Source organism: Acidovorax sp. 107 (genome assembly GCF_003058055.1).
In the GTDB taxonomy this organism is placed as follows: domain Bacteria; phylum Pseudomonadota; class Gammaproteobacteria; order Burkholderiales; family Burkholderiaceae_C; genus Acidovorax.
The window spans coordinates 3,113,882-3,139,494 of the sequence record NZ_QBTZ01000001.1 but is presented as its reverse complement, the minus strand read 5'-3'; the positions used below and the strand labels follow the sequence as shown (position 1 = coordinate 3,139,494).

Annotated in this window: 19 protein-coding genes; 12 read left to right on the top strand and 7 right to left on the bottom strand. The window is 66.0% G+C overall.

The features are described from left to right. Positions 1 to 27 precede the first annotated feature (27 nt). From C8C99_RS14630 to rsmA, 3 genes are read left to right on the top strand one after another with little or no spacing between them, the layout of a single operon-like run. On the top strand, positions 28 to 2,406 hold the full coding sequence (locus tag C8C99_RS14630; protein ID WP_108626125.1) for an LPS-assembly protein LptD: 2,379 nt from the start codon (positions 28 to 30) through the stop codon (positions 2,404 to 2,406). A gap of 3 nt (positions 2,407 to 2,409) precedes the next feature. Next, complete coding sequence (locus C8C99_RS14625; protein ID WP_108626124.1) at positions 2,410 to 3,846, top strand: peptidylprolyl isomerase; 1,437 nt, start codon at positions 2,410 to 2,412, stop codon at positions 3,844 to 3,846. 57 nt (positions 3,847 to 3,903) lie between these two features. Further along, positions 3,904 to 4,683 carry a 16S rRNA (adenine(1518)-N(6)/adenine(1519)-N(6))-dimethyltransferase RsmA gene (rsmA, locus tag C8C99_RS14620; RefSeq protein WP_108626123.1) on the top strand — a complete coding sequence of 260 codons (780 nt, stop codon included), beginning with the start codon at positions 3,904 to 3,906 and terminating at the stop codon, positions 4,681 to 4,683. A 279-nt stretch (positions 4,684 to 4,962) separates the two neighbouring features. Here the strand turns inward: rsmA and C8C99_RS24325 are convergent, their stop codons facing one another. The 6 genes from C8C99_RS24325 to C8C99_RS14595 form a co-directional block, all read right to left on the bottom strand. Further along, positions 4,963 to 5,091: a hypothetical protein gene (locus C8C99_RS24325; RefSeq protein ID WP_255411686.1), complete on the bottom strand. Its 129-nt coding sequence runs from the start codon at positions 5,089 to 5,091 to the stop codon at positions 4,963 to 4,965. A gap of 59 nt (positions 5,092 to 5,150) precedes the next feature. Continuing rightward, complete coding sequence (locus tag C8C99_RS14615; protein ID WP_015016366.1) at positions 5,151 to 5,576, bottom strand: barstar family protein; 426 nt, start codon at positions 5,574 to 5,576, stop codon at positions 5,151 to 5,153. A 131-nt stretch (positions 5,577 to 5,707) separates the two neighbouring features. Then, a complete protein-coding gene (locus tag C8C99_RS14610; RefSeq protein WP_056644089.1) occupies positions 5,708 to 6,115 on the bottom strand; it encodes a ribonuclease domain-containing protein in 408 nt (135 codons plus the stop codon). A gap of 154 nt (positions 6,116 to 6,269) precedes the next feature. Continuing rightward, positions 6,270 to 8,612 carry an NADP-dependent malic enzyme gene (locus C8C99_RS14605; protein ID WP_108626122.1) on the bottom strand — a complete coding sequence of 781 codons (2,343 nt, stop codon included), beginning with the start codon at positions 8,610 to 8,612 and terminating at the stop codon, positions 6,270 to 6,272. A gap of 399 nt (positions 8,613 to 9,011) precedes the next feature. Beyond that, positions 9,012 to 10,529 (bottom strand): CoA-acylating methylmalonate-semialdehyde dehydrogenase, encoded by a 1,518-nt coding sequence (locus C8C99_RS14600; RefSeq protein WP_108626121.1) that lies wholly within the window; start codon positions 10,527 to 10,529, stop codon positions 9,012 to 9,014. Between the two features lie 88 nt (positions 10,530 to 10,617). After that, positions 10,618 to 11,979: an aspartate aminotransferase family protein gene (locus C8C99_RS14595; protein WP_108627178.1), complete on the bottom strand. Its 1,362-nt coding sequence runs from the start codon at positions 11,977 to 11,979 to the stop codon at positions 10,618 to 10,620. Between the two features lie 142 nt (positions 11,980 to 12,121). Here C8C99_RS14595 and C8C99_RS14590 point away from each other — a divergent pair, with 142 nt between their 5' ends. Both C8C99_RS14590 and C8C99_RS14585 read left to right on the top strand, forming a co-directional pair. Further along, positions 12,122 to 13,102, top strand: coding sequence for a LysR family transcriptional regulator (locus tag C8C99_RS14590; protein ID WP_233247230.1), 981 nt, complete (start codon positions 12,122 to 12,124; stop codon positions 13,100 to 13,102). A gap of 94 nt (positions 13,103 to 13,196) precedes the next feature. After that, the gene (locus tag C8C99_RS14585) at positions 13,197 to 13,502 is read left to right on the top strand and encodes a flagellar basal body protein (protein ID WP_108626120.1); all 306 of its coding nucleotides are present in this window, start codon (positions 13,197 to 13,199) and stop codon (positions 13,500 to 13,502) included. A gap of 202 nt (positions 13,503 to 13,704) precedes the next feature. Here C8C99_RS14585 and C8C99_RS14580 read toward each other — a convergent pair whose 3' ends face one another. After that, a complete protein-coding gene (locus tag C8C99_RS14580; RefSeq protein WP_108626119.1) occupies positions 13,705 to 13,938 on the bottom strand; it encodes a DUF2061 domain-containing protein in 234 nt (77 codons plus the stop codon). Positions 13,939 to 14,221: 283 nt separating this feature from the next. Here C8C99_RS14580 and C8C99_RS14575 point away from each other — a divergent pair, with 283 nt between their 5' ends. The 7 genes from C8C99_RS14575 (at position 14,222) to C8C99_RS14545 (ending at position 25,446) form a co-directional block, all read left to right on the top strand. Next, a complete protein-coding gene (locus C8C99_RS14575; RefSeq protein ID WP_056644083.1) occupies positions 14,222 to 15,271 on the top strand; it encodes an SPFH domain-containing protein in 1,050 nt (349 codons plus the stop codon). A 114-nt stretch (positions 15,272 to 15,385) separates the two neighbouring features. Continuing rightward, positions 15,386 to 16,900, top strand: a complete 1,515-nt coding sequence (locus tag C8C99_RS14570) for a DUF4178 domain-containing protein (protein ID WP_108626118.1) — start codon at positions 15,386 to 15,388, stop codon at positions 16,898 to 16,900. A gap of 73 nt (positions 16,901 to 16,973) precedes the next feature. Continuing rightward, on the top strand, positions 16,974 to 17,192 hold the full coding sequence (locus tag C8C99_RS14565) for a DUF350 domain-containing protein (RefSeq protein WP_015016355.1): 219 nt from the start codon (positions 16,974 to 16,976) through the stop codon (positions 17,190 to 17,192). 85 nt (positions 17,193 to 17,277) lie between these two features. After that, positions 17,278 to 18,852 (top strand): polyamine aminopropyltransferase, encoded by a 1,575-nt coding sequence (locus tag C8C99_RS14560; RefSeq protein WP_369867428.1) that lies wholly within the window; start codon positions 17,278 to 17,280, stop codon positions 18,850 to 18,852. A gap of 122 nt (positions 18,853 to 18,974) precedes the next feature. Beyond that, entirely contained in the window at positions 18,975 to 22,727 is a 3,753-nt protein-coding gene (locus C8C99_RS14555) for a PAS domain S-box protein (protein WP_108626116.1), read from the top strand. Beyond that, a complete protein-coding gene (locus C8C99_RS14550) occupies positions 22,724 to 23,716 on the top strand; it encodes a two-component system response regulator (RefSeq protein ID WP_056644074.1) in 993 nt (330 codons plus the stop codon). Before C8C99_RS14555 ends, C8C99_RS14550 begins: the two co-directional genes overlap by 4 nt. 11 nt (positions 23,717 to 23,727) lie before the next feature. Continuing rightward, entirely contained in the window at positions 23,728 to 25,446 is a 1,719-nt protein-coding gene (locus C8C99_RS14545; protein ID WP_199226407.1) for an FAD-dependent oxidoreductase, read from the top strand. The last annotated feature ends 167 nt before the right edge of the window (positions 25,447 to 25,613 follow it).

The window sequence follows — 25,613 nt, the reverse complement described above, 5'->3', positions numbered from 1 at the left end:
CTCACCTCCCTTCGCGCCCGGCCCGCCATGGCGAAGTCTGCACGGCTGCGGCCCCCCGTGCCCCGTGTACTGGCTGTGGGCGTTGCGCTGGCCTGGTGCGGCCTGCCGCTGGCCGCGCTGGCGCAGGCCACCGCGCCCAGCGCCTGGGACGCACCCCCGGTGCTGCGCACCTCGCCCCTGCTGCAGGAAAAGATTCCAGACGCCGTGCGTTCGCAATTGCCCGTGTTTGTGAAGGGCGATCACATCAGCGGCCAGACCGACCTCAACGCACTGATTGAAGGCAACGCCGAGCTGCGCCGGGGCGACACGGTCATCCGCGCCGACCAGCTCGACTACAACGTGCCCGAGGATCTGGCCAAGGCCAACGGCAAGGTGCGCATCAACCGCGCCGGCAACGTGTACGAAGGCACGGCGCTGGAGCTGCGGGTGGAGGCCTTCGAGGGCTTCTTCAGCGACGCGCGCTACCGCTTCCTGGCCACGCAGGCCCATGGAGATGCGACGCGGGTGGACTTTGTGGACCGCTACCGTGCCGTGGTGCACAACGGCACCTACACCACCTGCGAGCGTGGCAACGAAGAAAGCTGGCAACCCGACTGGGTGCTGCGCGCCGCCACCATCCGCATTGACAACGAGGAAGAGGTCGGCACGGCCGAAGATGCGGTACTGGAGTTCAAGGGCATCTCGGTGCTGCCCATTCCGTACATCACCTTCCCGCTGTCGGAGAAGCGCAAGTCCGGCCTGCTGCCGCCCACCATCGGGCTCGACAGCCGCGACGGCGTGACTTACATGCAGCCGTACTACTGGAACATCGCCCCCAACCGCGATGCCACTTTGCGCGCTGCGCTCATGACCAAGCGGGGTGCCAATGTGGGCGGCGAGTTCCGGTATCTGGAGCCAACCTACAAGGGCCAGATCAGCGCCGATGTGATGCCCACCGACCGCCTGCGCGACCGGGTGCGCTGGAGCTTCAGCGGCAAGCATGAAGGCGCGTTCGACACGGCCATTGGCGGGCTGGGGCTCAACCTCAACCTCAACCGCGTGAGCGACGACAACTACTGGCGCGACTTCAGCCGCGCCACCGAACAGCTGCGCCAGCGCCTGTTGCCCAACGATGCCATCCTGTCCTGGGGCCGCAACGACATGTCGGCCACGGTGCGCACCCTCAAATGGCAAACGCTGCAGGATGTCACCTCGCCCATCGTGCCGCCGTATGACCGCATGCCGCAGGTGCAATGGCGCTACAACCCCTCGCAGCTGGGTGGCGGATTCGATGCCAGCGTCGAGCTGGACACCACGCGCTTTGAAGCGGCCCGCGCGCTCACCGGCCAGCCCAACGCCGACCGCAGCTACGCCATGGCGCAGATCAGCCGTCCGTTCCTGTCGCCGGGTGGCTTCATCACCCCGCGCCTGCAGCTGCATGCCACGCAGTACCAGTTTGATTCCGCCATCTCCAACGGCCAGCGCTCGGCCAGTCGCACACTGCCCACCTTCAGCCTGGACAGCGGCCTGGTGTTCGAGCGCGACACCGCCTACTTCGGCCGGGCCTTCCTGCAGACGCTGGAGCCCCGGGCGTTCTACACCTACACGCCCTACCGCGACCAGAGCATGCTGCCGGTGTACGACACGGCGGCCAATGACTTCAACTTTGCAACCATCTACACCGAGAACGCGTTTGGCGGCAACGACCGGCTGGCCGACAACAACCTGCTGACCCTGGGCGTGACCACGCGCCTGCTGGACCCCGACACCGGTGCCCAGGCCGCGCGCTTCGGCATTGCGCAGCGGGTGCGGTTCTCGGACCAGAAGGTGACCCTGCCAGGGGGTACGCCGGTCAGTGAGCGCCTGTCGGACCTGCTGCTGGGTGCGGGCATCAACTGGACACCGCAGTGGGGCTTTGACTCCACCGTGCAATACAACCCCAAGACCGGCCAGTCCATCCGCTCCACCATTGGCGCGCGCTACAGCCCCAGCAACTACCGCACTGTGAGCGCGGCCTACCGCCTGCAGCGTGGCACCAGCGAGCAGATCGACATCGGGTGGCAGTGGCCGCTGAACGACCTGTGGGGCGACAAGGGCAAGGACCTGGGCCCCGGCCGTGGCCAGGGCGGCGGGCGCTGGTACAGCGTGGGCCGCCTGAACTACAGCATGAAGGATCGCAAGCTGGTGGACACCGTGGTGGGCTTTGAGTACGACAGCTGCTGCTGGATCGGCCGCGTGGTGCTGGAGCGCCTGCAAAGCAGCGTGACCAGCTCCAACACGCGCCTGCTGTTCCAGATCGAATTCGTGGGCTTCTCCCGCCTGAGCCTGGGCTCGAGCCCGCTCGACTCCTTCAAGCAAAATGTGCCGCGTTACCAGAACCTGCGCGAGCAGGTCTCCACGCCCAGCCGCTTCAGCAACTACGACTAGACCATGAATCACCGTGTACTCGCACTGGCCTTGACGGCCGCGTTGGCATCCCTCGTGGCGCAAGGCGCTGCGGCGCAGGGCCTGCGCCCCTCAGGGGCTTCCTCGTCCTCTGGCAAGACGGGGTTGTCTTCTTCTCCGTCGTCGCTGACGGCGCGGCCTGCCGCCGTGCCTTCCGTCACACTGGCCGCCCCTTCTGACAGCACGGTCCCGCGCTCGGCCGATTTCATCGTGGCGGTGGTCAACTCCGAGCCCGTGACCAACTACGAGGTGCGCTCACGCCTGGCACGGGCCGAGGCGCAGATCGCCAAGCAGGGCGGCGCCATGCCCCCGCGTGATGCACTCGCGCGTGAAGTGCTCGAACGCATCATCCTGGAGAAGGTGCAGCTGCAGCAGGCCCGTGAATCGGGCATCAAGGTCGATGACTACGCCGTGTCGCAGGCCGAGCAGGGCGTGGCCCGCCAGAACGACATGACGGTGGACGAACTGTATGTGCGCCTGGCCCGTGAAGGCGTGGGCAAGGACCGGTTTCGCGAAGAGCTGCGCAACCAGCTGCTGCAGCAGCGCCTGCGCGAGCGCGAAGTCGAAGCGCGGGTGAAGGTGAGCGATCTGGACGTGGACCAGTTCCTGCGCGAAGAGCAAAAGGGTACGGATGTCGCAGCCATGGAGATCAATCTCGGCCATGTGCTGGTGCTGGTGCCTGAAAGCGCCACCCCTGCGCAGGTCGCCGAGCGCCAGGCGCGTGCGCAGCGCGCCGCAGACAAGGTGCGTGCGGGCGAAGACTTTGCGGCGGTGGCCCGCGAGTTCTCGGATGCGCCCGAAGGCCAGCGTGCTGGCGGGTTGCTGGGCCTGCGGCCTGCGGATCGTTATCCTGAACTGTTTGTGAACTCCACCCTGGGCCTGCCCGTGGGCTCCATCGTGGGTCCGGTGCGCTCGCCCGCCGGTTTTCACGTGCTCAAGGTGGTGGAACGTGTGACGGCGGGTCTGCCCAGCACGGTGGTGCAAAACCATGCGCGCCATATCCTGCTGCGCACGGGCCCCCAGTTGTCCGAATCCGCTGCAGCAGCACGGCTGGCTGACTACCGCCGCCGCGTGCTGGCGGGGCAGGCCGACTTTGCGACCCTGGCGCGCGAGCAGTCGCAGGACGGTAGCGCCAAGGAAGGTGGCGACCTGGGCTGGGCCAACCCCGGGCGCTACGTGCCCGAGTTCGAGCAGGCCCTGGATGCCCTCAAGCCCGGCGACATCAGCCAACCCCTGGTTTCGCGCTTTGGCGTGCACCTGATCCAGCTGCTGGAGCGCCGCGAAGCCAAGCTCACCCAGCGCGAGCAGCGTGACATGGCCCGCAGCACGGTGCGCGAGAAGAAGCTCGACGAAGCCTACGCCACCTGGGCGCAGGAACTGCGCGGGCGGGCGTACGTCGAGTACCGTGACCCTCCCCAGTGAGTGCGGCGCACGCTTTTCCCCTACGTACCCTCAGACAAGACAACAGGTAAGGCCGCGTTGAAACACATTCCCCGCAAGCGCTTTGGGCAGCATTTCCTGTCCGACCAGGGCATCATCGACGGCATCGTGCAGGCCATTGCGCCGCTGCCGGGCCAGCCCATGGTCGAGATCGGGCCGGGCCTGGCCGCGCTGACACAGCCCTTGGTGGAACGTCTGGGGCGCCTCACGGTCATCGAACTGGACCGCGACCTGGCGCTGCGCCTGCGCCTGCATGGGCAGCTCGACGTGATCGAGTCCGATGTGCTCAAGGTGGACTTCACGGCACTGGCACACACCCTGCGCGACCAAGCCGGTCAGGCAGACCTGAAGCTGCGCGTGGTGGGCAACCTGCCCTACAACATCTCTACGCCCATCCTCTTTCACCTGCTGGACCATGTCCAGGTGATCGAAGACCAGCACTTCATGCTGCAAAAGGAAGTGATCGATCGCATGGTGGCCAGCCCCGCCACCAGCGACTACGGACGCCTGTCGGTGATGCTGCAGTGGCGCTACGCCATGGAAAACGTGCTGTTCGTGCCGCCCGAGAGCTTTGACCCGCCCCCGCGCGTGGACAGCGCTGTGGTGCGCATGGTGCCGCATGCGGAACCGGCTGCCCTGTCAGTGCCTTTGCTGGAAGAAGTGGTGCAAGTGGCCTTCAGCCAGCGCCGCAAGCTGCTGCGCCACACATTGGGCCGCTGGCTCGAAGCCCGCCAGTTCGCTGGCTACTTCGACACCCAGCGCCGCGCCGAGGAAGTGCCCGTGGCCGAATACGTGGCACTGGCACAGGTTTGCTCTTAAATTTATAGCTATTGGCGCTTGCTGCACGAGCGCAAAGCACCTTTTTTGCTCGTAACGCGATGGCGTATTGAGTGACGCCGCGCTCTTCTGGCCTGCGATGGTGTCGTGCTTGCAGCTTCGGCGCCTCATTTCGCCACTACCAGTGGCACTGGTATGGCCCAGACCAGCGACCGCCGCGCAAGGGCCACTCCGCCGCGCTGGCGGTGTCCCCCTTCCTGGAGCGCGTAATGCGCAGAGAGAAGGGGAAAGCGGCGTAGCCGCTCAGGGGGATATACCGAGTTATGCGGCGCTGAGCCAATAGCCCGCATTGAAGGGGCTGCTCATGCGCAGTGCCATGGGCGACACGTCCACGAGCTTGTCGGTGGGCATCTTTTCAGCGGGTTCGCCGTTGATTTCGATGCCTTCCACGCCTTGGGCGTCGCTAGCCTCGTTCGCCCGTTCTGCTTGGCTGGTGGATGCAGAACGGGCTACAGAAAAGAATAGAAACACCGGAAAGGAATCTTGCGATCACCCCAGTAGTCGGCCGCGTCGCGGAAGATGTCGAGCAACTGCTCGCGCGCTTCCTTGTCGAACTTGCCCGTGGCGGGGATCTGCTCCAGCACCACAATGAAACCAGGCTGCGGGCCCGATTTGTGCAAGGGGTCTGTCATGCAGTCGTACAACGCGTCGAAGTTCTTGCCGAAGTGCGACGGGAAGGTGAATTGGGCGGCAATCAGGTCCAGCACATCCTGCTTGGACTGCGCGTGGGCCAGGTTGGCGTACAAGAAATGGTGACCCATGGAGGTGGCTGCATCCTGCAGGTCCTGCACGCGGAACGCGCGAATGGACTGCACGATGTTGGTGCGCACGCCACGCAGTGGCGTTTCCAGGTCTTTACGAAGTGGCGTCTGCATCTCCGCTACTCTTTCTTTATAAAGTCCACAAACTTCTGGCATCTCACGAGGCTGCAGGATGCGGCCTGTGAATGGGGAATTCAATGGGGCGCGGCGTATGCTGTCCGGGCTGGCGTACACCGCATTGGAGGTCACTCGACGATCTCGCGAAAACTGGCGTAGTGGTCGCTGGTGTAGTAGCAGGCATCCGGCGTCCGGGGCTTGCCGCCACACACGATGCGCCGGGCTCCCCGGTCGCGCGATCCTGGCGTTCTGATGGTGTATTCACGGTAGTAGCCCCGCTTTTGGGCGGGCAACAGCCGTTCGCGATTGCCGAAAACCGATCCGTCCTTGTCGTACGGAAAGGGCCCGCCCTCACGGATCAACGCATACGTTGTCCGCCCTTGGGGCGGCAACTCGGCCAGTGCGATGGGGGTGATGGACCCGTCAGTGGACGGGGATTTCCGGGCATGTCCCGCAACCGGAGACAGCACGAAAGCAACACCCAAAACACACAATAACCCTGCTTTGCGCGCCCGGGTGGCTACAGCCTTCAGCATCAACGAACCTTTCAGAAACTACGGGTTAACCCGAAATTTCGAGCCGCTAGTGTCGCTCAACGGTCCCCAAAAAGCAAGCGTCTGCACAAAGATTGGGCAGACGCTGAAGGGCTTTGCAAGGGTTTTAAGTTAGCGCTTGCTATTCTTTGAAGGCTTACCGTAACGCGTTGGCATCCGCCACGGTGAGAGCTGTCATGTTCACGATACGGCGCACGGTGGCGCTGGGTGTCAGGATGTGAACCGGTTTGGCAGCGCCCAGCAGCACGGGGCCAATGGCAATGCCGCCGCCCGCCGCCGTCTTGAGCAGGTTGTAGGCAATGTTGGCGGCGTCGATGTTGGGGAACACCAGCAAGTTGGCGTCGCCGGTCAGTTCGCTGCTGGGCATGAGTGCCGAGCGGGCCTTGCCGTCCAGCGCCACGTCGCCGTGCATTTCTCCGTCCACTTCCAGCCAGGGCGCCTGCTGGCGCAGCAGGGCGAGGGTCTGGCGCATCTTCACGGCACTGGGGTGGCTGGTGGTGCCGAAGTTGGAGTGCGACAGCAGCGCGGCCTTGGGCTTGATGCCAAAGCGCATCATTTCCTCGGCGGCCATGGTGGTGATCTCGGCCAGCTCCTCGGGCGTGGGGTCGTAGTTCACGTGGGTGTCCACCAGGAACATCTGGCGGCCCGGCAACAGCAGGGCGTTCATGCAGGCATACACCGGCACGTCCTGCGCGGTGCTGGGGCAGCCGCCCTCGTGCTTGCCGATCACCTGGTCGATGTAGTGCAGGTGGTTGGCGGTGGTGCCCCAGGTGCCGCAGATCATGCCGTCCACCTCGCCCTTGTGGAGCATCATGGAGCCGATGAGCGTGAGGCGCCGGCGCATCTCGATCTTCGCCACCTGCTGGGTCACGCCCTTGCGCTCCGTCATGCGGTGGTAGGTCTGCCAGAAGTCGCGGTAGCGGTGGTCAAAATCGGTATTGACCACGTCGTAGTCCACGCCTTCCTTCAGGCGCAGGCCAAATTTCTCGATGCGCTGGGCGATGATGGCCGGGCGCCCGATCAGTGTGGGGCGCGCGATCTTCTCGTCCACCACGATCTGGGCGGCGCGCAGCACGCGTTCTTCTTCCCCTTCGGCGTAGGCCACCCGCTTCTTGGCGGCCGTGCGTGCGGCGTCGAAGATGGGCTTCATCGTGGTGCCGGATGCATAGACAAAGGTCTGCAGCCGGTCGCGGTAGGCGTCCATGTCGGTGATGGGGCGCTGGGCCACGCCGCTGTCCATTGCGGCCTGGGCCACGGCCGGCGCAATCTTCATCATCAGGCGCGGGTCGAACGGCTTGGGGATCAGGTACTCGGGGCCGAACGACAGCTTTTCGCCCACGTAGGCGGCTGCCACCACTTCGCTCTGCTCGGCTTGGGCCAGCTCGGCGATGGCGTGCACGGCCGCGATTTCCATCTCATCGGTGATGGTGGTGGCGCCGCAATCGAGTGCGCCGCGGAAGATGTACGGGAAGCACAGGACGTTGTTGACCTGGTTGGGGTAGTCCGAGCGGCCCGTGGCCATGATGATGTCGCTGCGCACGCTGTGCGCCAGCTCGGGCGTGATCTCGGGGTTGGGGTTGGCCAGCGCGAAGATCACCGGGCGCTCGGCCATGGTGGCCACCATCTCAGGCTTGAGCACGTTGCCGGCCGATAGGCCGAGGAACACGTCGGCGCCCACCATCACCTCGGCCAGCTTGCGTGCGTCGGTCTTCTGCATGAACTGGCGCTTGTCGTCGTCCATCAGCTCTTCGCGGCCTTCGTACACCACGCCGGCCAGGTCGGTGACGAACACGTTCTTGCGCTGCACGCCGACCTTGAGCAGCAGGTTCAGGCAGGCCAGGGCCGCAGCGCCCGCACCGCTGGTGACCAGCTTGACCTCTTCGATCTTCTTGTTGGCGACCTTGAGCGCATTCACGATGGCCGCTGCCACCGTGATGGCCGTGCCGTGCTGGTCGTCGTGGAAGACCGGGATCTTCATGCGCTTGCGCAGCTCGCGCTCCACGTAAAAGCAGTCGGGGGCCTTGATGTCTTCGAGGTTGATCGCGCCAAAGGTCGGCTCCAGTGCGGCGATCACTTCCACCAGCTTGGCGGGGTCCTTCTCGTCGATCTCGATGTCGAACACATCCACGCCCGCGAACTTCTTGAACAGGACGGCCTTGCCTTCCATTACCGGCTTGGAGGCCAGCGCTCCGATGTCACCCAGGCCCAGCACGGCGGTGCCGTTGGAGATCACGGCGACCAGGTTGCCGCGCGAGGTGTAGCGGAAGGCGTTGGCGGGGTCCTTCACGATCTCTTCGCAGGGCGCGGCCACGCCGGGCGAGTAGGCCAGCGCGAGATCGTGCTGGTTGATCATCTGCTTGGTCGCGGCAATCGACAGCTTGCCGGGCTTGGGAAACTCGTGGTACTCGAGAGCGGCACGGCGCAACTGGGCACGCTTGTCGGAATCGTTGTTGTTCTGGGCCGTGGTGTTCTCGGGCATTCAGTGTCTCCAACTCAGGGGGGTGAGGGCCAAAACCGTACTCCAGCGGGTCTGCAGCAGGCTGTCAGCTTTGTAAGGGTCTGCGATTGTAGGGGGATGTGCGTAAAAACCCTAGTAAGCGAATCTGCTTACCTGCAGGCTGTTTGCTTACTGATTGTGTCGCTTGTGCAGCGTTTTGAGGGGTCTTTATCCATGCACAAAAGCTATGGAGTGTTTTGCTTTTTGAGAGGGAAGGTCTCGGTTTCTGGGAACGGGGCGCTTCATGGACTCTTCTTGCGCCAACAAGCTGCATGCCGCGCTAGCCAAGGCGTGACGTCCGAAGGGTTTGATCTTCAAAAAGCCCGGTGCCGGAAAACAAAAGGCCCCAAAAGGGGCCTTTTGAAAGGAGCCGCTGAGGGCTTATCGGCTGCTCGGAAAGCTGAACACCGCCCCCTCACGCACGCCCGCCGAGGGCCAGCGTTGCGTGATGGTCTTGCGCTTGGTATAGAAGCGCACGGCGTCGGGGCCGTAGGCGTGCAGGTCGCCGAACAGGCTGCGCTTCCAGCCGCCGAACGAGTGGTAGGCCACGGGCACCGGCAGGGGCACGTTCACGCCCACCATGCCGACCTGGATGTGGTCGGTGAAGTAGCGGGCGGCCTCGCCGTCGCGGGTGAAGATGCAGGTGCCGTTGCCGTACTCGTGGTCGTTGATGAGCTGCATGGCCTCCTGCAGCGTCTTCACGCGCACCACGCCCAGCACGGGGCCGAAGATTTCTTCCTGGTAGATCTTCATGCCGGGCTTCACGTTGTCGAACAGGCAGGCGCCCAGGAAGTAGCCCTGCTCATGGCCCGCGACCTTCACGCCACGGCCATCGACCACCAGCGTGGCGCCTTCGGCCACGCCGCTGTCCACATAGGCCTTCACCTTCTCGAAGTGGGGCTTGGTGACCAGCGGGCCCATGTCGTTGCCGTTGTCGGTGCCGGGGCCGACCTTCATTTGGGCGATCTCGGTCTTGAGGCCCGCAATCACGGCGTCACCCACTTCGTCGCCTACGGCGACCAGCAGCGGGATGGCCATGCAGCGCTCGCCGCACGATCCGTAGGCCGCGCCCATCAGCGCGCTCACAGCGTTGTCCACATCGGCATCGGGCATCAGCACCGCGTGATTCTTGGCGCCGCCCAGGGCCTGCACGCGCTTGCCGTGCTTGCAGCCTTCGGCGTAGATGTATTCGGCAATGGGCGTGGAGCCGACGAAGCTCACGGCTTTCACGCGGGGGTCGCGCAGCAGCGTGTCCACTGCCAACTTGTCGCCGTTCACCACGTTCAGCACACCGGGTGGCAAGCCTGCCTCCAGCGCTAGCTGCGCGATGAACAGCGTGCTGCTGGGGTCGCGCTCGGACGGCTTGAGCACAAAGGTGTTGCCGCAGGCCACGGCCATGGGCCACATCCACAGCGGCACCATGGCCGGGAAGTTGAAGGGAGTGATACCCGCCGTCACACCCAGCGCCTGGAATTCGCTCCAACTGTCGATGCTGAGGCCCACGTTGCGGCTGTGTTCGCCCTTGAGCAGCTCGGGCGCGTAGCTCGCGTATTCCACGTTCTCGATGCCGCGCTGCAGCTCTCCATGGGCGTCGCTCAGCACCTTGCCGTGCTCAGCCGTGATCAGGGCGGCGATCTTGTCGGCGTTTTCTTCGAGCAGCACCTTCAGCTTGCTCATCACGCGGGCGCGCTTGAGCGGCGGCGTGTTGCGCCAGGCCGGGAAGGCGGCCTCGGCCGAGGCAATTGCGGCTTCGACTGTGGCCTGGCTGGCCAGCGCCACGCTGGTGGTGGATTGGCCGGTGGCGGGGTTGAACACCGGTTGGGTGCGCTCGGTGTCCGCAACGAGCTTGCCGTCGATCAGGTGGCCGATGGTGGTGGTGACGTTCTTGTCGTGGTTCATGGGGAAAATATGAGTCAAATTGACCGATAGTGCTTATCTATAAAGCGCTAGCAGCTATCAATAGATGAGTATCTTGCGACGGACAGGGTCAGGCCGTTTCAGCCAGTGCATCGCCCAAAGCGTTGACCAAGCGGTCGATCTCGGCCTTTTCGCTGATGAAGGGCGGCGCCAGTTGGATGGTGTCGCCGCCATAGCGCACGTAGAACCCCTTTTTCCAGCAGTTCATTGCGATCTCATAAGGGCGCTTGGCGGGTTCGCCGGGCAGCGGCGCAATCGTCAAGCCCGCAGCCAGCCCGAAGTTGCGGATGTCCAGCACATGCTTGGCGCCCTTGAGGCTGTGCACGGCTTCTTCAAAATACGGCGCCAGCGCTTTGACGCGGCCGATCATGTCTTCCTTTTGCAGGATGTCGAGCGCCGCAATGCCCGCTGCGCAAGCCACGGGATGGGCCGAGTAGGTGTAGCCATGCGGGAACTCCAGCATGTACTCAGGGCCGCCTGCCGCCATGAAGGTGTCGTAGATCTCTTTGCTGGCCACCACCCCCCCCAGCGGCTGCGCGCCGTTGGTGACCTGCTTGGCAAAGTTCAGGATGTCGGGCGTCACGCCAAAGGCCTCGGCACCCGTCCAGGCGCCGCTGCGGCCAAAGCCGCTGATTACCTCGTCAAAAATCAACAAGATGTTGTTTTGTGTGCAGATCTCGCGCAGGCGCTGCAGGTAGCCCACGGGCGGGATCACCACACCGGCCGAGCCCGAGAAGGGCTCTACGATGACGGCTGCGATGTTCGATGCGTCGTGCAGCGCAATCACTTCCAGCAGGCGGTCGGCCAGCTCCTTGCCCGTGGGCGGCATGCCCTTGTGGAACGAGCCTGCGGGGGGCTGGGTGTGGGGGATGTGGTCGGCTTCGACGCCCTGGCCAAACAGCTTGCGGTTGGCCACGATGCCGCCCACCGAGATACCACCAAAGTTCACGCCGTGGTAGCCCTTTTCGCGGCCGATCAGGCGCGTCTTGGTGCCCTGGCCCTTGGCGCGCCAGTAGGCACGCGCCATCTTGAGCGACGTGTCGGCCGACTCGGAGCCCGAGCCGGTGAAGAACACGTAGTCCAGACCGGCTGGCGTCAGCTCCTTCACGCGGTTGGCCAACTCAAACCCCAGTGGGTGGCCGAACTGGAAGGCGGGTGCGTAGTCGAGCTTCATCGCCTGCTTGCCGATGGCCTCGGCGATCTCGCGGCGGCCATGGCCCAGGCCCGCGCACCACAGGCCCGACAGACCGTCAAAAATCTTGCGACCGTCCGCATCGGTGTAGTAGGCGCCGCGGCCCTCCACGATCATGCGCGGGTTGGCCTTGAACTGGCGGTTGGCCGTGTACGGCATCCAGTGCGCGTCCAGCCACTCGGCGTCCATGCGGGGGCCTTCGGCGCCAGCGGCGGGTTTTTCGATGTTGACGAAGCTCATGGGGTTCTCCAGTGCAAAGGCGGCGACAAAAGGGCGAGAAAAAAGCAAAGTTGCCCCAGTGGCCTGGGGCTTGACGTAGGGCATTGTTGCGCCGCCTGTTAATCTCTCAAATAATCCAATATCAATGTTTACTTGACAATTTATGCAAGTAAAAGACCCCGCTCCAACCTCCCAAGCCCCGGTGCCCGCTGTACCGGGCAAACACCGTGCCGTGCTGGGCCAGCTCAGCGATATGGACCTGCGCCTTTTGCAGGTGTTCAAGAGCGTAGTGGAGTGCGGCGGCATGTCTGCCGCTGAGCTGGAACTGAACATCGGCACCAGCACCGTCAGCCGCCACATCAAGGACCTGGAAGCCCGCCTGGGCCTCACGCTGTGCCGCCGGGGGCGGGCGGGGTTTGCGCTGACGGCCGAGGGGCAGCGGGTGTATGACGAAACCCTGCGCCTGCTGGCCTCGGTGCGCAGCTTTCGCGACAGCGTGGACGACATCCACTCGCGCATGGGCGGGCAGCTGGCCGTGGCGGTGTTCGACAAGACCGCCAGCAACCCGGCCGCCCGCATTGGCGAGGCGATTGCCGCCTTCACCGCCCAGGCGCCCGATGTGCAGCTGCAGCTGCATGTGGGCTCCATCAACGCCATCGAGCGCGGCGTGATCGACGGCAGCTACCAAGTGGGCATCATCCCCGCGCACCGCAGCTCGCAAAGCCTGGCCTACGCCGACCTGTTTGGCGAGACCATGCTGCTGTATTGCGGCGCGGGCCACCCGCTATTTGGGGCGTCATCGCCCCCGGCCGACTGGCACGCGGTGCGGGGCTACCAGTTCGCGGGGCTGGGCTACCACTCGCCCAACATGGAATTGAGCCACCAGGCCCGGCTGCAGCGCGCGGCCACGGGGTTTGACCAGGAGTCCATTGCCACGCTGATCCTGTCGGGCCGTTTTCTGGGGTTCTTGCCCGACCACTATGCCGAGGCCTTCGAGCGCCAGGGCCGCATGCAGGCGGTAAACCCGTCGCTGTTCCACTACCACTGCCAGTTTGTGAGCCTGATGCGCCGCTCGCCCGCGCCCGCCCGCGCGGCCCAGGCGTTTGCGCAGTGCCTGGAAGACGCGCACCGCCCCGGTCGCTGACAGGGGCATTGCGGGGCTGTGGCTTGCCAGCGACTGCGGCGAGGCGGACAATTCGCCTTCTTTGCAACATTGTGTGACGTCGGGAGCAGCACCCATGGCCAGCATTTCCTCCATCGGCAGTTCAGGGCTCCAGGCCGCCCAGTTGCGGCTGGATGCGTCGGCCAACAACGTGGCCAACATGAACACCCCCGCCTACCGCCGCGAGGTGGTTGCGCAAGAAGAAGTGGCTGAGAGCGCTGGTGTGCGCGCCACCGTGCAGCGCGAACAGGACGCCAAAGGCGTGGCGCTGGAACAGGAGGCGGTGGAGCAAATGTCCGCCACCTACGCGTTCAAGGCCAACCTGCAGACCATCAAGACGCAGGATGAAATGATGGGCTCTCTGCTGGATGTGAAAGCCTGAGCGTCTGTGATGCCCCTGCTCCCCCATGCCCCGCTGGTCGGGGCATGTTTGTTTCTGGCGCATAGGGGCGTGTTCAGCAGGCCTCAGCCTGCATAGGCCAGCCCCGCCAAGCGGTGGATCAGCCAGCGTTGAAAGGCCAGGCCTGTGGCGGTGCGGCTGCGCAGTGGAATGGTGTACATGGTGATGCTCCTGCAGGTGAAGTTCAGACGCCCTGGGTGACAACGCGCTGGCCAGCCTGGTCCCACGCCTTTTCGTGGAAGAAGAAGGCCACCGCCTGCACCGTGGGCTCCAGCAGGCTCAGGGTGAGCGAGGCCCACAGGTTGCCGGTAACGGCATAAGCCACCAGGGCGGCCACGCAGATGTGGATCAGGTAGTAGCTGCCCGTCTTCATCAGCATGGTTTGGTTCTGGCGGGCAACGCGGCGGACGAGGGACATGGCGGACTCCTGACTTGCTGGATTCAACAGAGCCTGCAGTGATGCAGCAGGGACGTTTGAATGGTAGTGATTCTCAATATCGCAGGCCAATTGATCGTCGCTAAAGCGCAGATAGCTGCTATCCAATGACGCCGTGCGCAGCGTCAGAGTGCCTATCCCAAACAGACAGGTTCTGCGTGTGAACTAGTTCACATTCAGGGGCTGAAAAAAGCCTCTGCCATCAAAGCCCCCGTTGCTATGATGGCCGCTCTCTTCAACCCCCTCTTTTGCTTTGGGAGCACACATGGCCCTCATGGACTTCATCAAGAAACAGTTCATTGACATCCTTCAATGGACCGAAGAGGGGGACGGCACGCTGGCCTGGCGCTTCCCCATGGCCGGCATGGAAATCCAGAACGGCGGCACGCTGGTGGTGCGCGAGTCGCAGATGGCCATCTTCGTGAACGAAGGCCAGGTGGCCGATGTGTTTGGCCCCGGCACCTACAAGCTCACCACGCAGACGCTGCCGGTGCTCACGTACCTGAAGAACTGGGACAAGCTCTTTGAGTCCCCCTTCAAGAGCGATGTGTACTTCTTCAGCACGCGCCAGCAGATCGACCAGAAGTGGGGCACACCCCAGCCCATCACGATCCGCGACAAGGACTTTGGCGCCGTGCGCCTGCGCGCGTTTGGCAACTACGCCTTCCGCATTGCCGACCCCAAGCTGTTCCACACCGAAATCTCGGGCACGCGCGAGTCCTACCCCGTGGCCGACCTGGAGGGCCAGTTGCGCGGCATGGTGCTGCAGAACATCAGCAACGCCATTGCGGGCAGTGGCCTGCCCTTTCTGGACCTGGCGGCCAACCAGGTCATGTTTGCCGATGCGCTGACCAAGGAACTCGCGCCCATCTTCGCCAAGCTGGGCATCTTGATCGAGTCCCTCACGGTGCAGAACGTCTCGCTGCCCGAAGAGCTGCAGAAGATCCTCGACCAGAAGATCGGCATGGGCATGGTCGGCAACGACATGGGCAAGTTCATGCAGTACCAGACGGCGCAGGCCATCCCCAAGTTTGCTGAGGGCGCGGGCAACGGCGGCGGTGTGGCGGGTGACGCCATGGGCCTGGGCGCCGGTGTGGCGCTGGGCCAGGTGCTGGCGCAGAACCTGCAGCAGGGCCTGCAAGGCGGCGGTGCAGCAGCCCAGGCAGCGCCTGCAGCGGCGGCCGCTGCGGTGGGCGTCAAGCCCGAAGACGTGATGGCCACGCTGGAGAAGCTGGGCGAGCTCAAGTCCAAGGGCATCCTCACGCAGGAAGAGTTCGACGCCAAGAAGGCCGAACTGCTCAAGAAGCTCGTCTGATTGATCGGCTCGATTGCTATCATAAAAATAGCTGCTTGCGCTGGAGGGATAGGCGCTAGAGGCCAAAAAGGCCTCAGAGCCGTTTAGCGCGGCGCGGGCAGAACACTCCACACGATGGCCACCGACCCCACCCAGCGCTATTACCGCGCGCCCTGCCCCGGCTGTGGCGCGCCGGTGGAGTTCAAGAGCGCGCAGTCCACCCACGCAGTCTGCGGCTACTGCCAGAGCACCGTGGTGCGCAGTGGCGACGTGCTCACGCGCCTGGGCAAGATGGCCGAGCTGTTCGACGACCACAGCCCGCTGCAGCTCATGGCCAGCGGGCGCATCCAGCTCGACGGCAAGGACGTTCCCTTCACCCTCATCGGTCGCCTGCAGTACAAGGGCGATGCGGGCGTGTGGACCGAATGGGCGGCCTTCCTGAATGACGGTACCTTGGCCACCCTGGGCGAGGACAACGGTGCCTACGTCTTCACCCGGCCCATCGACCCGGGTCGCGAGATGCCTGCGCCCGAGCGCTTTCGCATCGGCACCACCACGGCCATCAACGGCAAGCCCTACAGCGTGGCCTACACCGGCCAGGCGCAGCTGATCTCGGCCCAGGGCGAGCTGCCCAAGCTGCCACCGCTGGGCCAGCCCTTTGGCATGGTCGAGCTGAGGAGCAGCGACGGTGAAGTGGTCAGCATCGACTACGGCCACACCCCGCCCAATGTGGAGCGTGGCAAGGCCGTGCTGCTCGAAGACCTGCAGCTGCAGGGCCTCAAGGACGAATCGGCCAAGGACGAAAAAGGCCGCCAGTTCAACTGCCCGCACTGCGGTGCGCCCGTGCAGGTACAGCTGTCCACCTCCAAGAGCATTACCTGCGGCTCGTGCGCCAGCATCATCAGCCTCGATAGCGGCGTGGGCGGCGAGCTGCGCTCGGCCGAGCAGGACGAACCCGTGCAGCCCCTCATCCCGCTGGGCAGCAAGGGCCAACTGCAGGGCGTGCACTGGCAAGTGGTGGGCTTTCAGCACCGCATGGGCGTGGAGCCCGGCGACGACGAGCACTTTGGCTGGAGCGAATACCTGCTCTACAACCAGAAGCGCGGTTTTGCGTTCCTGGTCGATTCCGAAGAAGGCTGGAGCATGGTGCGCCCCACCACCGGCGCGCCGCAGATGGCGTCCACCGGTCGCTCGGCCACGTACATGGGCACCAAGTACGACCTCAAGTACACCTACGAGGCCGAGACCACCTATGTGCTGGGCGAGTTCTACTGGCAGGTCACGCGCGGTCAGAAGACCACCAACCGCGACTTTGCCAACAGCAAGGGCCTGCTGTCGATGGAGCAGAGCCCGAACGAGATCACCTGGTCTGCGGGGGATAAGCTCTCCAGCGACACGGTGGCCAAGGCCTTCCAGCTGGACGACAAGAAAGATGTCCTGAAGCGCGACGACCCCGGTCCATTCGTGGCCAAATCCGGCCTGGGTTGCGGCACCATCATCATCATCGCGGTGGTGATCCTGATCCTGCTCATCCTGCTGAGCCGCTGCTCCAGCTGCGATCCCCGGGTCGAAAACTGTTCCTCGTCCTCCAGCTACCGCAGCTCGGGGGGCTCGTACGGCGGATATTCGTCGGGCGGCAGCCACAAGTAGTGCAGCGTCTGCGCTTGTCCACCGTTCACCAGCCACTGTCACTGACCACACGTTTCAAGGAGATCACACCATGATGGGATTCGAATGGCTCAAACCCGCAGCATTTCTCGGGTCCATCCTCTACGCCATCATTGGCGTCATCATCTTCTGGCTGGCCTTTGTCATCGTTGACAAGATCACGCCCTATGACCTGTGGCGCGAGATCGTCGAAAAGCAGAACCAGGCCCTGGGCCTGGTGGTGGCTGCGATGTGCCTGGGCATCAGCATCATCGTGGCGGCTGCCATCCATTGACGCATCGACGCATTGACGCGTTTTCGAGCCCCTACCGCCTGAATGAACGAAGCGGCGCACCCGGCAGGGTGCGCTGACCGCTGCCTTGTCGTCTCCCACCCCGCCTTCCGTCGCGCCCGCAACTGCGGTGCCGCCCCCATCCTCCGGCCCCCGCCCCATCGACATTGCGCTGCTCATCAGCGTGTTCGTCGTGGCGGCCTGCGGCCTGTTGTACGAGCTGGCCGCCGGGGCGCTGGCCTCCTATGTGCTGGGCGACTCGGTGCTGCAGTTCAGCACCATCATTGGCACCTACCTGTTTGCCATGGGCCTGGGCTCGTGGTTGTCGCGCTACTTTGAGCGGCAGCTACCCGCGCACTTTCTGCGCATCGAGCTGCTGGTGGCACTGATCGGCGGCGCGCTGCCCGCCACGCTGTTCCTGGCCAATGCGTACGCGCCGGGCGCGTTCCGGTTTCTGCTGTACGGCATGGTGCTGGTGGTGGGCACGCTGGTGGGGCTGGAGATTCCGCTGGTCATGCGCATCCTCAAGCGCAACGTGGTGCTCAAGGACCTGGTCTCGCAGGTGCTTACGTTCGACTACCTGGGCGCGTTGGCGGTGTCGCTGGCGTTTCCGCTGCTGCTTGTGCCGCACCTGGGGCTCATCCGCACGGGGCTGCTGTTCGGGCTGATGAACGCCGCCGTGGCGCTGTGGGCGGTGTGGCTGTTCCGGCATGAGCTGCGGCGCCTTCAAGCCCACTTGTTGGCCTGCCTGATGGTGGTGGGCCTGTTGCTGGCGGGGCTGGCGGGGGCCGAGCAGATCACGAGTCTGGCCGAGGACAAGTTCTACCAGGACCGCATCATCTTCACCACGGCCACGCCCTACCAGCGCATCGTGGTCACGCAGGGCCGCTATGGCCACCGGCTGTACCTCAACGGCAACCTGCAGTTCTCCGAGTCCGATGAATACCGCTACCACGAGGCCCTGGTGCACCCCGCCATGGCTGCGCACGGCGCGCCCAAGCGGGTGGCGGTGCTGGGCGGCGGCGACGGCATGGCGGTGCGCGAGATCCTCAAGTACCCCTCGGTCGAGTCCGTCACCCTGGTCGAGCTGGACCCGGCCATGACGCGCATCTTCAGCGAGAACCCCACGCTGGCAAAGCTCAACGGCAACGCGCTGCAAAACCCCAAGGTGACCATCGTCAACACCGATGCCTTTGGCTGGCTGCAGCAGGGGACGGACCTTTTTGACGTCATCGTGGTGGACTTTCCCGATCCCACCAACTTCTCCATCGGCAAGCTCTACACCAACAGCTTTTATGCGTTGCTGGACAAGCGACTCGCGGCCAGTGGCTACGCTGTGGTGCAGACCACCTCGCCGCTGGTGGCGCGCCAGAGCTTCTGGACGGTGGTGCAGACCATCGAGTCCGTGGGCCTCTCGACAGCGCCGTACCACGCCCATGTGCCCAGCTTTGGCGAATGGGGCTATGTCATTGCCAGCCGCAGGCCCTGGCGCCTGCCCGACCATTTGCCGGACGGGCTGCGGTTTCTGAGCCCCCCTTCGCTGCCGCTGCTGTTCGACTTTCCGCTCGACATGGCGCGGGTGCCGGCCGATGTGAACCGCCTGTCCAACCAGGCGCTGGTGCACAGCTACGAGCGCGAATGGGGCAAAGTGGTGGCGCATTGAGCCGCCGGTGGACTGGGCCCCAACAGCCATTCGCCGAGCAATTTGCAGGGGTTCTGCCCGCTGGCACGGGCACCACAATCGGCTACAAACCTGCCAAGACCTGATCGCCGTGGGCGCCCCCGATGCTGGACCTCTTTTTCCTCTCTGACGCACAGCCCTACCCGCTGCTCTGGGCGCAGCACAACCCGTGGCTGGTGGCGTTGTCGGTGGCGATGGCGGTGCTGGCCTCGGTGCTGGCACTGCAGATGGCGGGCCTGGCCCGGCGCGCCGACACCCGCTTCATGCGGCAGATGGCCCGGGGATCGGGCGCGATGGCGCTGGGCGGCGGCATCTGGTCCATGCATTTCATCGGCATGCTGGCCTTCGCGGTATGCGCGCGGGGCCAGTTCGATGTGTGGACCACTGTGCTGTCCATGGTGCCCAGCGTGGGCGCGTCGTGGGTGGCGCTGGGCTTGCTGATGCGCCGCGAGATCAGCCGCACCGCTCTGGTGGCCGGGGGCGTGTGCGTGGGCGCGGGCATTGGTGCGATGCACTACATCGGCATGGCGGCTTCCCAGTGGGCGGCGGTCATGCGCTATGACCCCAGGGGCTTTGCTGCATCGGTGCTGGTGGCCGTGCTGCTGGCCATCGTGGCCCTGTGGGTGCGGTTTGGCCTGGAGCGCTGGGTGCGCTGGCGCGCGCGCTGGCTCAATGCGGCGGCGGGCACCGTCATGGGTCTGGCGATTGCCGGCATGCACTACACGGGCATGGCAGCCTTGCGTTTCACCGATGCACCCGACGAACTGGAGCTGCTGGCTGCGGCCGGGGGCACGCCCCTGGCCCTGGCGGTGGCAGCCGTGGCGTCAGGTATCGGGCTGTTGGTGATTGCCATCAACGCGGGCCTGCGCTACCGGCAGATGTACCTCCAGATGCGCCAGAGCGAGTCCCGCCTGCGCGCCATTGCCGACACGGCCGTGGACGGCATGGTGATGATCGACGCGCGGGGCCGTGTGCAGTCGTTCAACGCGGCGGCCGAGCGCATCCTGGGCTGGCGCCCCGATGAAGTGGTGGGCCAGAGCGTGTCGATGCTCATGCCCGAGCCGGATCGCTCCCGCCACGACACCTATCTGCAGCGCTACCTGCAAGGCCAGGGCAGCGGCGTGGTCGGCGCCAACAGCCGCGAGGTGCTGGCGCTGCGGCCCGATGGCAGCACCGTGCCCATTCGCATTTCTGTGGGGCGGGTGCCGCTCGACGGCGACCCGGTGTTCGTGGGCTTCATCAGCGACCTGACCCAGCGCCGCGCGATGGAGCAGGAGCTGCAGGCCAGCGAGCAGCGCCTGCGCTCGCTCATGGCCAACATACCGGGCGTTACCTTCCGCTGCCGCCACGACGCCGACTGGACCATGCTGTTCGTCAGCGATGCGGTGACCGCACTCACCGGCTGGTTGCCGCAGGACTTTCTGGAGGGCCGCATCACCTTCACGCAGCTCACGCTGCCCGAAGAGGTGGATCGCCTGTGGGCAGAAGTCTCGGTCGCCATTCAGGAGCGCCGCCCTTACCACGTGGAGTTCGGACTGAGGGATCGCGAAGGCCGTCTGCGCTGGGTGTCGGAAAGCGGCCGCCCCGTGGTGGGCGATGACGGCCAGGTGCTGTGGATCGACGGCGTCATCATGGACATGACCGTCTTTCGCGAGCGCAATGCCGAGTTCGAAAGCACGGTGCGGGCCATCAACCGCGCACTCGCTGTGGTGGAGTTCGACATGCAGGGCCATGTGCTCGATGCCAATGCCAACTTCTGCGAGCTCATGGGCTACCGGCTTGATGAGATCGTGGGCCGGCACCACCGCATGTTCTGCGAGCCCGCCTACGCGCAGACAGAGGCGTATGCGCAGTTCTGGGCGCAGCTGCGCGCCGGCCAGCTCGATGGTGGTGAGTACGAGCGCCTGGGCAAGGACGGGCGGCGCATCTGGATCCAGGCCACCTACAACCCCATCTTCGACGTGCAGGGCCGACCGTTCAAGGTCGTCAAATTTGCCACGGACCTGAGCCAGCGCCTGGCCATGGAGCAGGCCCTGCGCGCCGCCAAGGACCGCGCCGAACAGGCCGCCGCCGCGCGCAGCACCTTCCTGGCCAACATGAGCCACGAGATCCGCACGCCCATGAACGCCATCATCGGCTTTACCGAGGCCCTGCTCGACACCCCCATGGACGCGCAGCAGCGGCGCCACCTGGGCACCGTGCAGCATGCGGCGCGCTCCATGCTGCGCCTGCTCAATGACATCCTGGATACCGCCAAACTGGAAAAGGGCGCGGTCGAGCTGGAGATTGCCGACTTCTCACTGCAGGAGGTGTGCGACCAGATCCTCGCCTCGCTGCGCATCCATGCGGGCAAGAAGGGGCTCGCGCTGCAGTGCGTGACGGCTGAACGCGTGCCGCCCTATCTGCAGGGCGATGCGCTGCGCCTGCAGCAGGTGCTGCTCAACCTGCTGGGCAACGCGCTCAAGTTCACCGAACGCGGTCATGTGCTGCTGCGGCTGGACTACCACGACGGCACGCTCGTGATGGAGGTGGAGGACACCGGCATCGGCATCGCGGCGCAGCACCTGGAGCGCATCTTCGACCCCTTTGCACAGGCCGACGCCTCCACCACCCGGCAGTTTGGCGGCACGGGCCTGGGCACCACCATCTCGCGCCAGCTGGTCGAGCTGATGGGCGGCAGCATCAGCGTGCGCAGCACGCTGGGGGTGGGCACCACGTTCACCGTGTGTGTGCCTTTGCCGGTGGGCCAGGCCACAGCAGCGGTGGCCACCGTGAGCCAGGCCGTGCAGCTGCCGCCGCTGCGCATGCTGGTGGTGGACGATGTGCCAGCCAACATCGAGCTGCTGCAGATCCACCTGGACCGGGGCCGCCACCAAATCACCGTGGCGCGGGACGGCGAAAGCGCAGTCGCCGCCTACGAAGCCGGGCGCTTTGACGTGGTGCTGATGGATCTGCAGATGCCCGGCATGGATGGCCTGGAGGCCACGCGCCGCATCCGTGCGTTCGAGCAGGCGCAGCGGCGCAAGCCGGTGCCGGTGATTGCGCTGTCGGCCAGCGTGCTGGAGCAGGACCGGCGCAACGCACGCGCCGCCGGCATGGACGGCTTTGCGAGCAAGCCGCTCGAGCCCGCCCGCCTGTTCCGCGAGATCGCCCGCGTGCTGCACCTGCAGCCCGATGCCCCGGCCTCGGTCTGGAGCCACCTGCAGACCCCGGCGCGGCCCGCCGACATGCCGCCCGCTCCCCAAGCCACCGCTGCGGCCGTGGACTGGGAGCGTGGCACCCGCCTGTGGGGCCAGCGCGCGCTGCTGCGCGACGCCGTGGCCCGCCTGCTGGCCGACCACGCTGCCACCCCGGCCACCTTGCAGGCCCTGATGGCGCAGCCCGACATGGATGCGGCCCGCGCTCTGGCCCACCGCCTGCGTGGTGCGGCGGGCAACCTGGCGCTGGGCCCGCTGCAAACGCTGGCGCAGCGCATCGAGGAGGCCGCCCACAGCCTGGACCGCACGGCGCTGCAGCCGCTGGTGGCCGCCCTGCCCACCGCGTTGCAGGCCGTGCAGCAGGCCCTGGCCCACGAGGCCGAGGCCGCCGCAGCGCCCGCCCCCGGCGTGGGCCAGCACGCACCGCTGACCGCCGACCAGTGCCAGCAGGCCCTGGCTGCCGCGCAGGCGCTGCAGCAGGCGCTGGCGCAGTCCGAGCTGGCCCAGCCGCCGCTGGACGTGCTGGTGCAGCTGCTCCCCGCCGACGTTACCGAGCGCCTGCAAGAGGCCATCGACCGCTTTGACTTTGACCAAGCCGTGGTGCAGCTGCAGCAGCTGCGCACGCACTGGTTGGACGAACCCCTGGAGAACCCTGCATGACCCCGGCCCTTGACCAGCGGCCCCGCCTGTTGCTGGTGGACGACGAGCCCACCAACCTGCAGGTGCTGCGCCACATCCTGCAGGCCGACTATCGCCTGTTGTTTGCCACCGACGGCGAGCGCGCGCTGCAGGTGGCGCGCGAGCAGCGGCCCGATCTGGTGCTGCTCGACATCATGATGCCGAACCTGGATGGCTACACCGTGTGCCGCGCGCTCAAGGCCGATGCCGCCACGGCCTCGATCCCGGTGATCTTCATCACCGCCCTCACCGACAGCCAGGACGAAACCGCCGGGTTTGACGCAGGCGCGGTGGACTACATCACCAAGCCCGTCAGCCCGCCCGTGGTGCGCGCGCGGGTGCGCACCCACCTGTCGCTGGTGCGCATGGACGAGCTGCGCGAAACCCGCCTGCAGATCGTGCAGCGCCTGGGCCGCGCAGCCGAGTACAAGGACAACGAAACCGGCATGCATGTGATCCGCATGAGCCACTTTGCCCAGCTGCTGGCACTGGCTGCCGGCCACAGCCCGGCCTGGGCCGAAGACCTGCTCAACGCCGCACCCATGCATGACGTGGGCAAGATCGGCATCCCCGACGCCGTGCTGCGCAAGCCTGGCCCGCTGGACGCCGACGAGTGGGACACCATGCGTCGCCACCCCGAGATCGGCGCCGAGATCATCGGCGAGCACCCGTCCGGCGTGCTGCAGCTGGCCCGCGAGATTGCGCTGGCCCACCACGAAAAGTGGGACGGCAGCGGCTACCCGCGTGGGCTGGCAGGCGAGGCCATCCCGGTGTCGGCGCGCATCGTGGCCGTGGCCGATGTGTTCGATGCCCTCACCACCCGCCGCCCCTACAAGGAGCCCTGGCCCGTGCAGGACGCGCTGGACCACATTGCAGCGCAGGCGGGCAAACACTTCGACCCCGCCCTGGTGGCGCTGTTCGCCCCGCTGCTGCCGCAGCTGCTCGAGATCCGCGCCCGCTGGGCCGACTGAGGGGTGACCGCATGACCCCCTGGACCTTGCAGCGCCGCCAGTTTGTGGCGGGCGCTGCCGCCCTGGCCACGGCGGCGCTGGGCGGGTGCGACCGCGCCATGCCGCCGCTGGAAGGCGGCTTCACCGGCATCGACATGGCGCGCGGCCACCAGCTGCGCGAGTGGCTGGCGCGTGGCACCTGGCCCGAGCCCGCCGTGGTGCGGCGCGCGCAGATCATCATCGCGGGCGGTGGTGTGGCGGGGCTGGCCGCTGCGCGCGCGTTGCGCACGGCGGGCGTGCAGGACTTTGCGCTGCTGGAACTGGAAGACACCGCAGGCGGCAACAGCCGGGGCACCGCCGTAAATGGCCTGGCCTGCCCGCAGGGCGCGCACTACCTGCCCGTGCCCGGCGGCGACGCGCGCGAGGTGCAGGACCTGCTGGAAGAACTGGGCCTGCGCCAGCGCGTGGCCGGGCGCTGGCAGTACGACGAACGCCACCTGTGCCACAGCCCGCAGGAGCGCCTGTACTTCGAGGGCGAGTGGCAGGAGGGCCTGCTGCCCGTGCAGGGCGTGGGCGAGGCCACGCTGGCGCAGTACCGCCGCTTTGCGCAGGCGGTGGAGCGTGAGTCGAAGGCCGCGCGGTTTGCCATGCCCGCACTCAAGCTGTGGACCGCCAAGCGCCCGCTGGCACCCAGCCAGCAGGCACTGGATGCGGTGACGTTTGCTGCCTGGCTGGCGCAGGAAGGGCTGGACGATGCCCACCTGCGCTGGTACCTGGACTACTGCTGCCGCGACGACTACGGCGCCGGGGCCGACCGCGTCTCGGCCTGGGCGGGCATCCACTACTTTGCCAGCCGCCACGGTTTTCACGCGCCCGGCGAGGCTGTGGACGAAGCCCGCGAGAGCGTACTCACCTGGCCCGAGGGCAATGGCTGGATCACCCGGCGCCTGGCCGAGCCGCTGGCCAACACGACCAACGGCGGCGGCCAGCTGCGCACTGGCACCAGTGTGCTGCGCATCACCGAAGGCCGCCACGGCGTGGAGGTAGATGCGTTCAACCACGCCACCGACAGCGTGGAGCGCTGGCAGGCGCCACGCTGCATCGTGGCGCTGCCCGTCTTCGTGGCGGCGCGTGTGGTGCAGAACCCGCCCGCCTTCCTCACCGGGGCGGCCCAGCGCCTGTCGTGGGCGCCCTGGCTGGTGGCCAACATCCACATCCAAAGCCCGCTCACCGACCGCCCCGGCGCTGCGCCGGCCTGGGACAACGTCCTGTACGCCGACCCTACGGCGGGCGGCCTGGGCTATGTGAACGCCGGCCACCAGCGCCTGGACACCCGCGCCACGCTGGCCGGGCCCACCGTGCTTACCTACTACCAGGCACTGGGCGACCGGGCGGACGGCCGCCAGCAGTTGGCCACCCAGCCCTGGCAGCACTGGGCCGACGCCGCCCTGGCCGCCCTGGCCGTGCCGCACCCAGACCTGCGCCAGCGCGCCACGCGCGTGGACATCACCCGCTACGGGCACGCCATGTCCATCCCCACACCGAGTTTGCAGCAGTTTTTGAGTCAAATCGGCCTGGAGCGCAGGTCTTTCATGCCCAAGGTGCTATCAAATGGTGAGCGTGCCGCCTGGTTGCCCACGCCCACCACCGCACGGCTGGCGTTTGCGCATGCCGACTGGTCGGGGTATTCGGTGTTTGAAGAGGCCTTCACGCGTGGGCACGGCGCGGGGCTGGTGGCCGCCGCCGGTTGATGCCTGCGGCGATTCGTACGGGCGGCCCCTGGGGATCCTCTGCACGAATCGAGCGGTAAGTGGGCACTGCGGATCGGGATGGGCTACAAGGCGCAAAACGCAGCAATAGCTGAAGCTATTGCGAGTATTTGCAACGCCGCAGACCGCCCGAGACCGCAGATGCACAC

Excerpts from the sequence above, each read along its gene's own strand:
- C8C99_RS14630 (WP_108626125.1), top strand. The coding sequence starts at position 28 with ATGGCGAAGTCTGCACGGCTGCGGCCCCCCGTGCCCCGTGTACTGGCT.
- C8C99_RS14625 (WP_108626124.1), top strand. The coding sequence starts at position 2,410 with ATGAATCACCGTGTACTCGCACTGGCCTTGACGGCCGCGTTGGCATCC.
- C8C99_RS14615 (WP_015016366.1), bottom strand. The coding sequence starts at position 5,576 with ATGCAGACGCCACTTCGTAAAGACCTGGAAACGCCACTGCGTGGCGTG.
- C8C99_RS14610 (WP_056644089.1), bottom strand. The coding sequence starts at position 6,115 with ATGCTGAAGGCTGTAGCCACCCGGGCGCGCAAAGCAGGGTTATTGTGT.
- C8C99_RS14605 (WP_108626122.1), bottom strand. The coding sequence starts at position 8,612 with ATGCCCGAGAACACCACGGCCCAGAACAACAACGATTCCGACAAGCGT.
- C8C99_RS14600 (WP_108626121.1), bottom strand. The coding sequence starts at position 10,529 with ATGAACCACGACAAGAACGTCACCACCACCATCGGCCACCTGATCGAC.
- C8C99_RS14595 (WP_108627178.1), bottom strand. The coding sequence starts at position 11,979 with ATGAGCTTCGTCAACATCGAAAAACCCGCCGCTGGCGCCGAAGGCCCC.
- C8C99_RS14590 (WP_233247230.1), top strand. The coding sequence starts at position 12,122 with ATGCAAGTAAAAGACCCCGCTCCAACCTCCCAAGCCCCGGTGCCCGCT.
- C8C99_RS14585 (WP_108626120.1), top strand. The coding sequence starts at position 13,197 with ATGGCCAGCATTTCCTCCATCGGCAGTTCAGGGCTCCAGGCCGCCCAG.
- C8C99_RS14580 (WP_108626119.1), bottom strand. The coding sequence starts at position 13,938 with ATGTCCCTCGTCCGCCGCGTTGCCCGCCAGAACCAAACCATGCTGATG.
- C8C99_RS14575 (WP_056644083.1), top strand. The coding sequence starts at position 14,222 with ATGGCCCTCATGGACTTCATCAAGAAACAGTTCATTGACATCCTTCAA.
- C8C99_RS14570 (WP_108626118.1), top strand. The coding sequence starts at position 15,386 with ATGGCCACCGACCCCACCCAGCGCTATTACCGCGCGCCCTGCCCCGGC.
- C8C99_RS14565 (WP_015016355.1), top strand. The coding sequence starts at position 16,974 with ATGGGATTCGAATGGCTCAAACCCGCAGCATTTCTCGGGTCCATCCTC.
- C8C99_RS14555 (WP_108626116.1), top strand. The coding sequence starts at position 18,975 with ATGCTGGACCTCTTTTTCCTCTCTGACGCACAGCCCTACCCGCTGCTC.
- C8C99_RS14550 (WP_056644074.1), top strand. The coding sequence starts at position 22,724 with ATGACCCCGGCCCTTGACCAGCGGCCCCGCCTGTTGCTGGTGGACGAC.
- C8C99_RS14545 (WP_199226407.1), top strand. The coding sequence starts at position 23,728 with ATGACCCCCTGGACCTTGCAGCGCCGCCAGTTTGTGGCGGGCGCTGCC.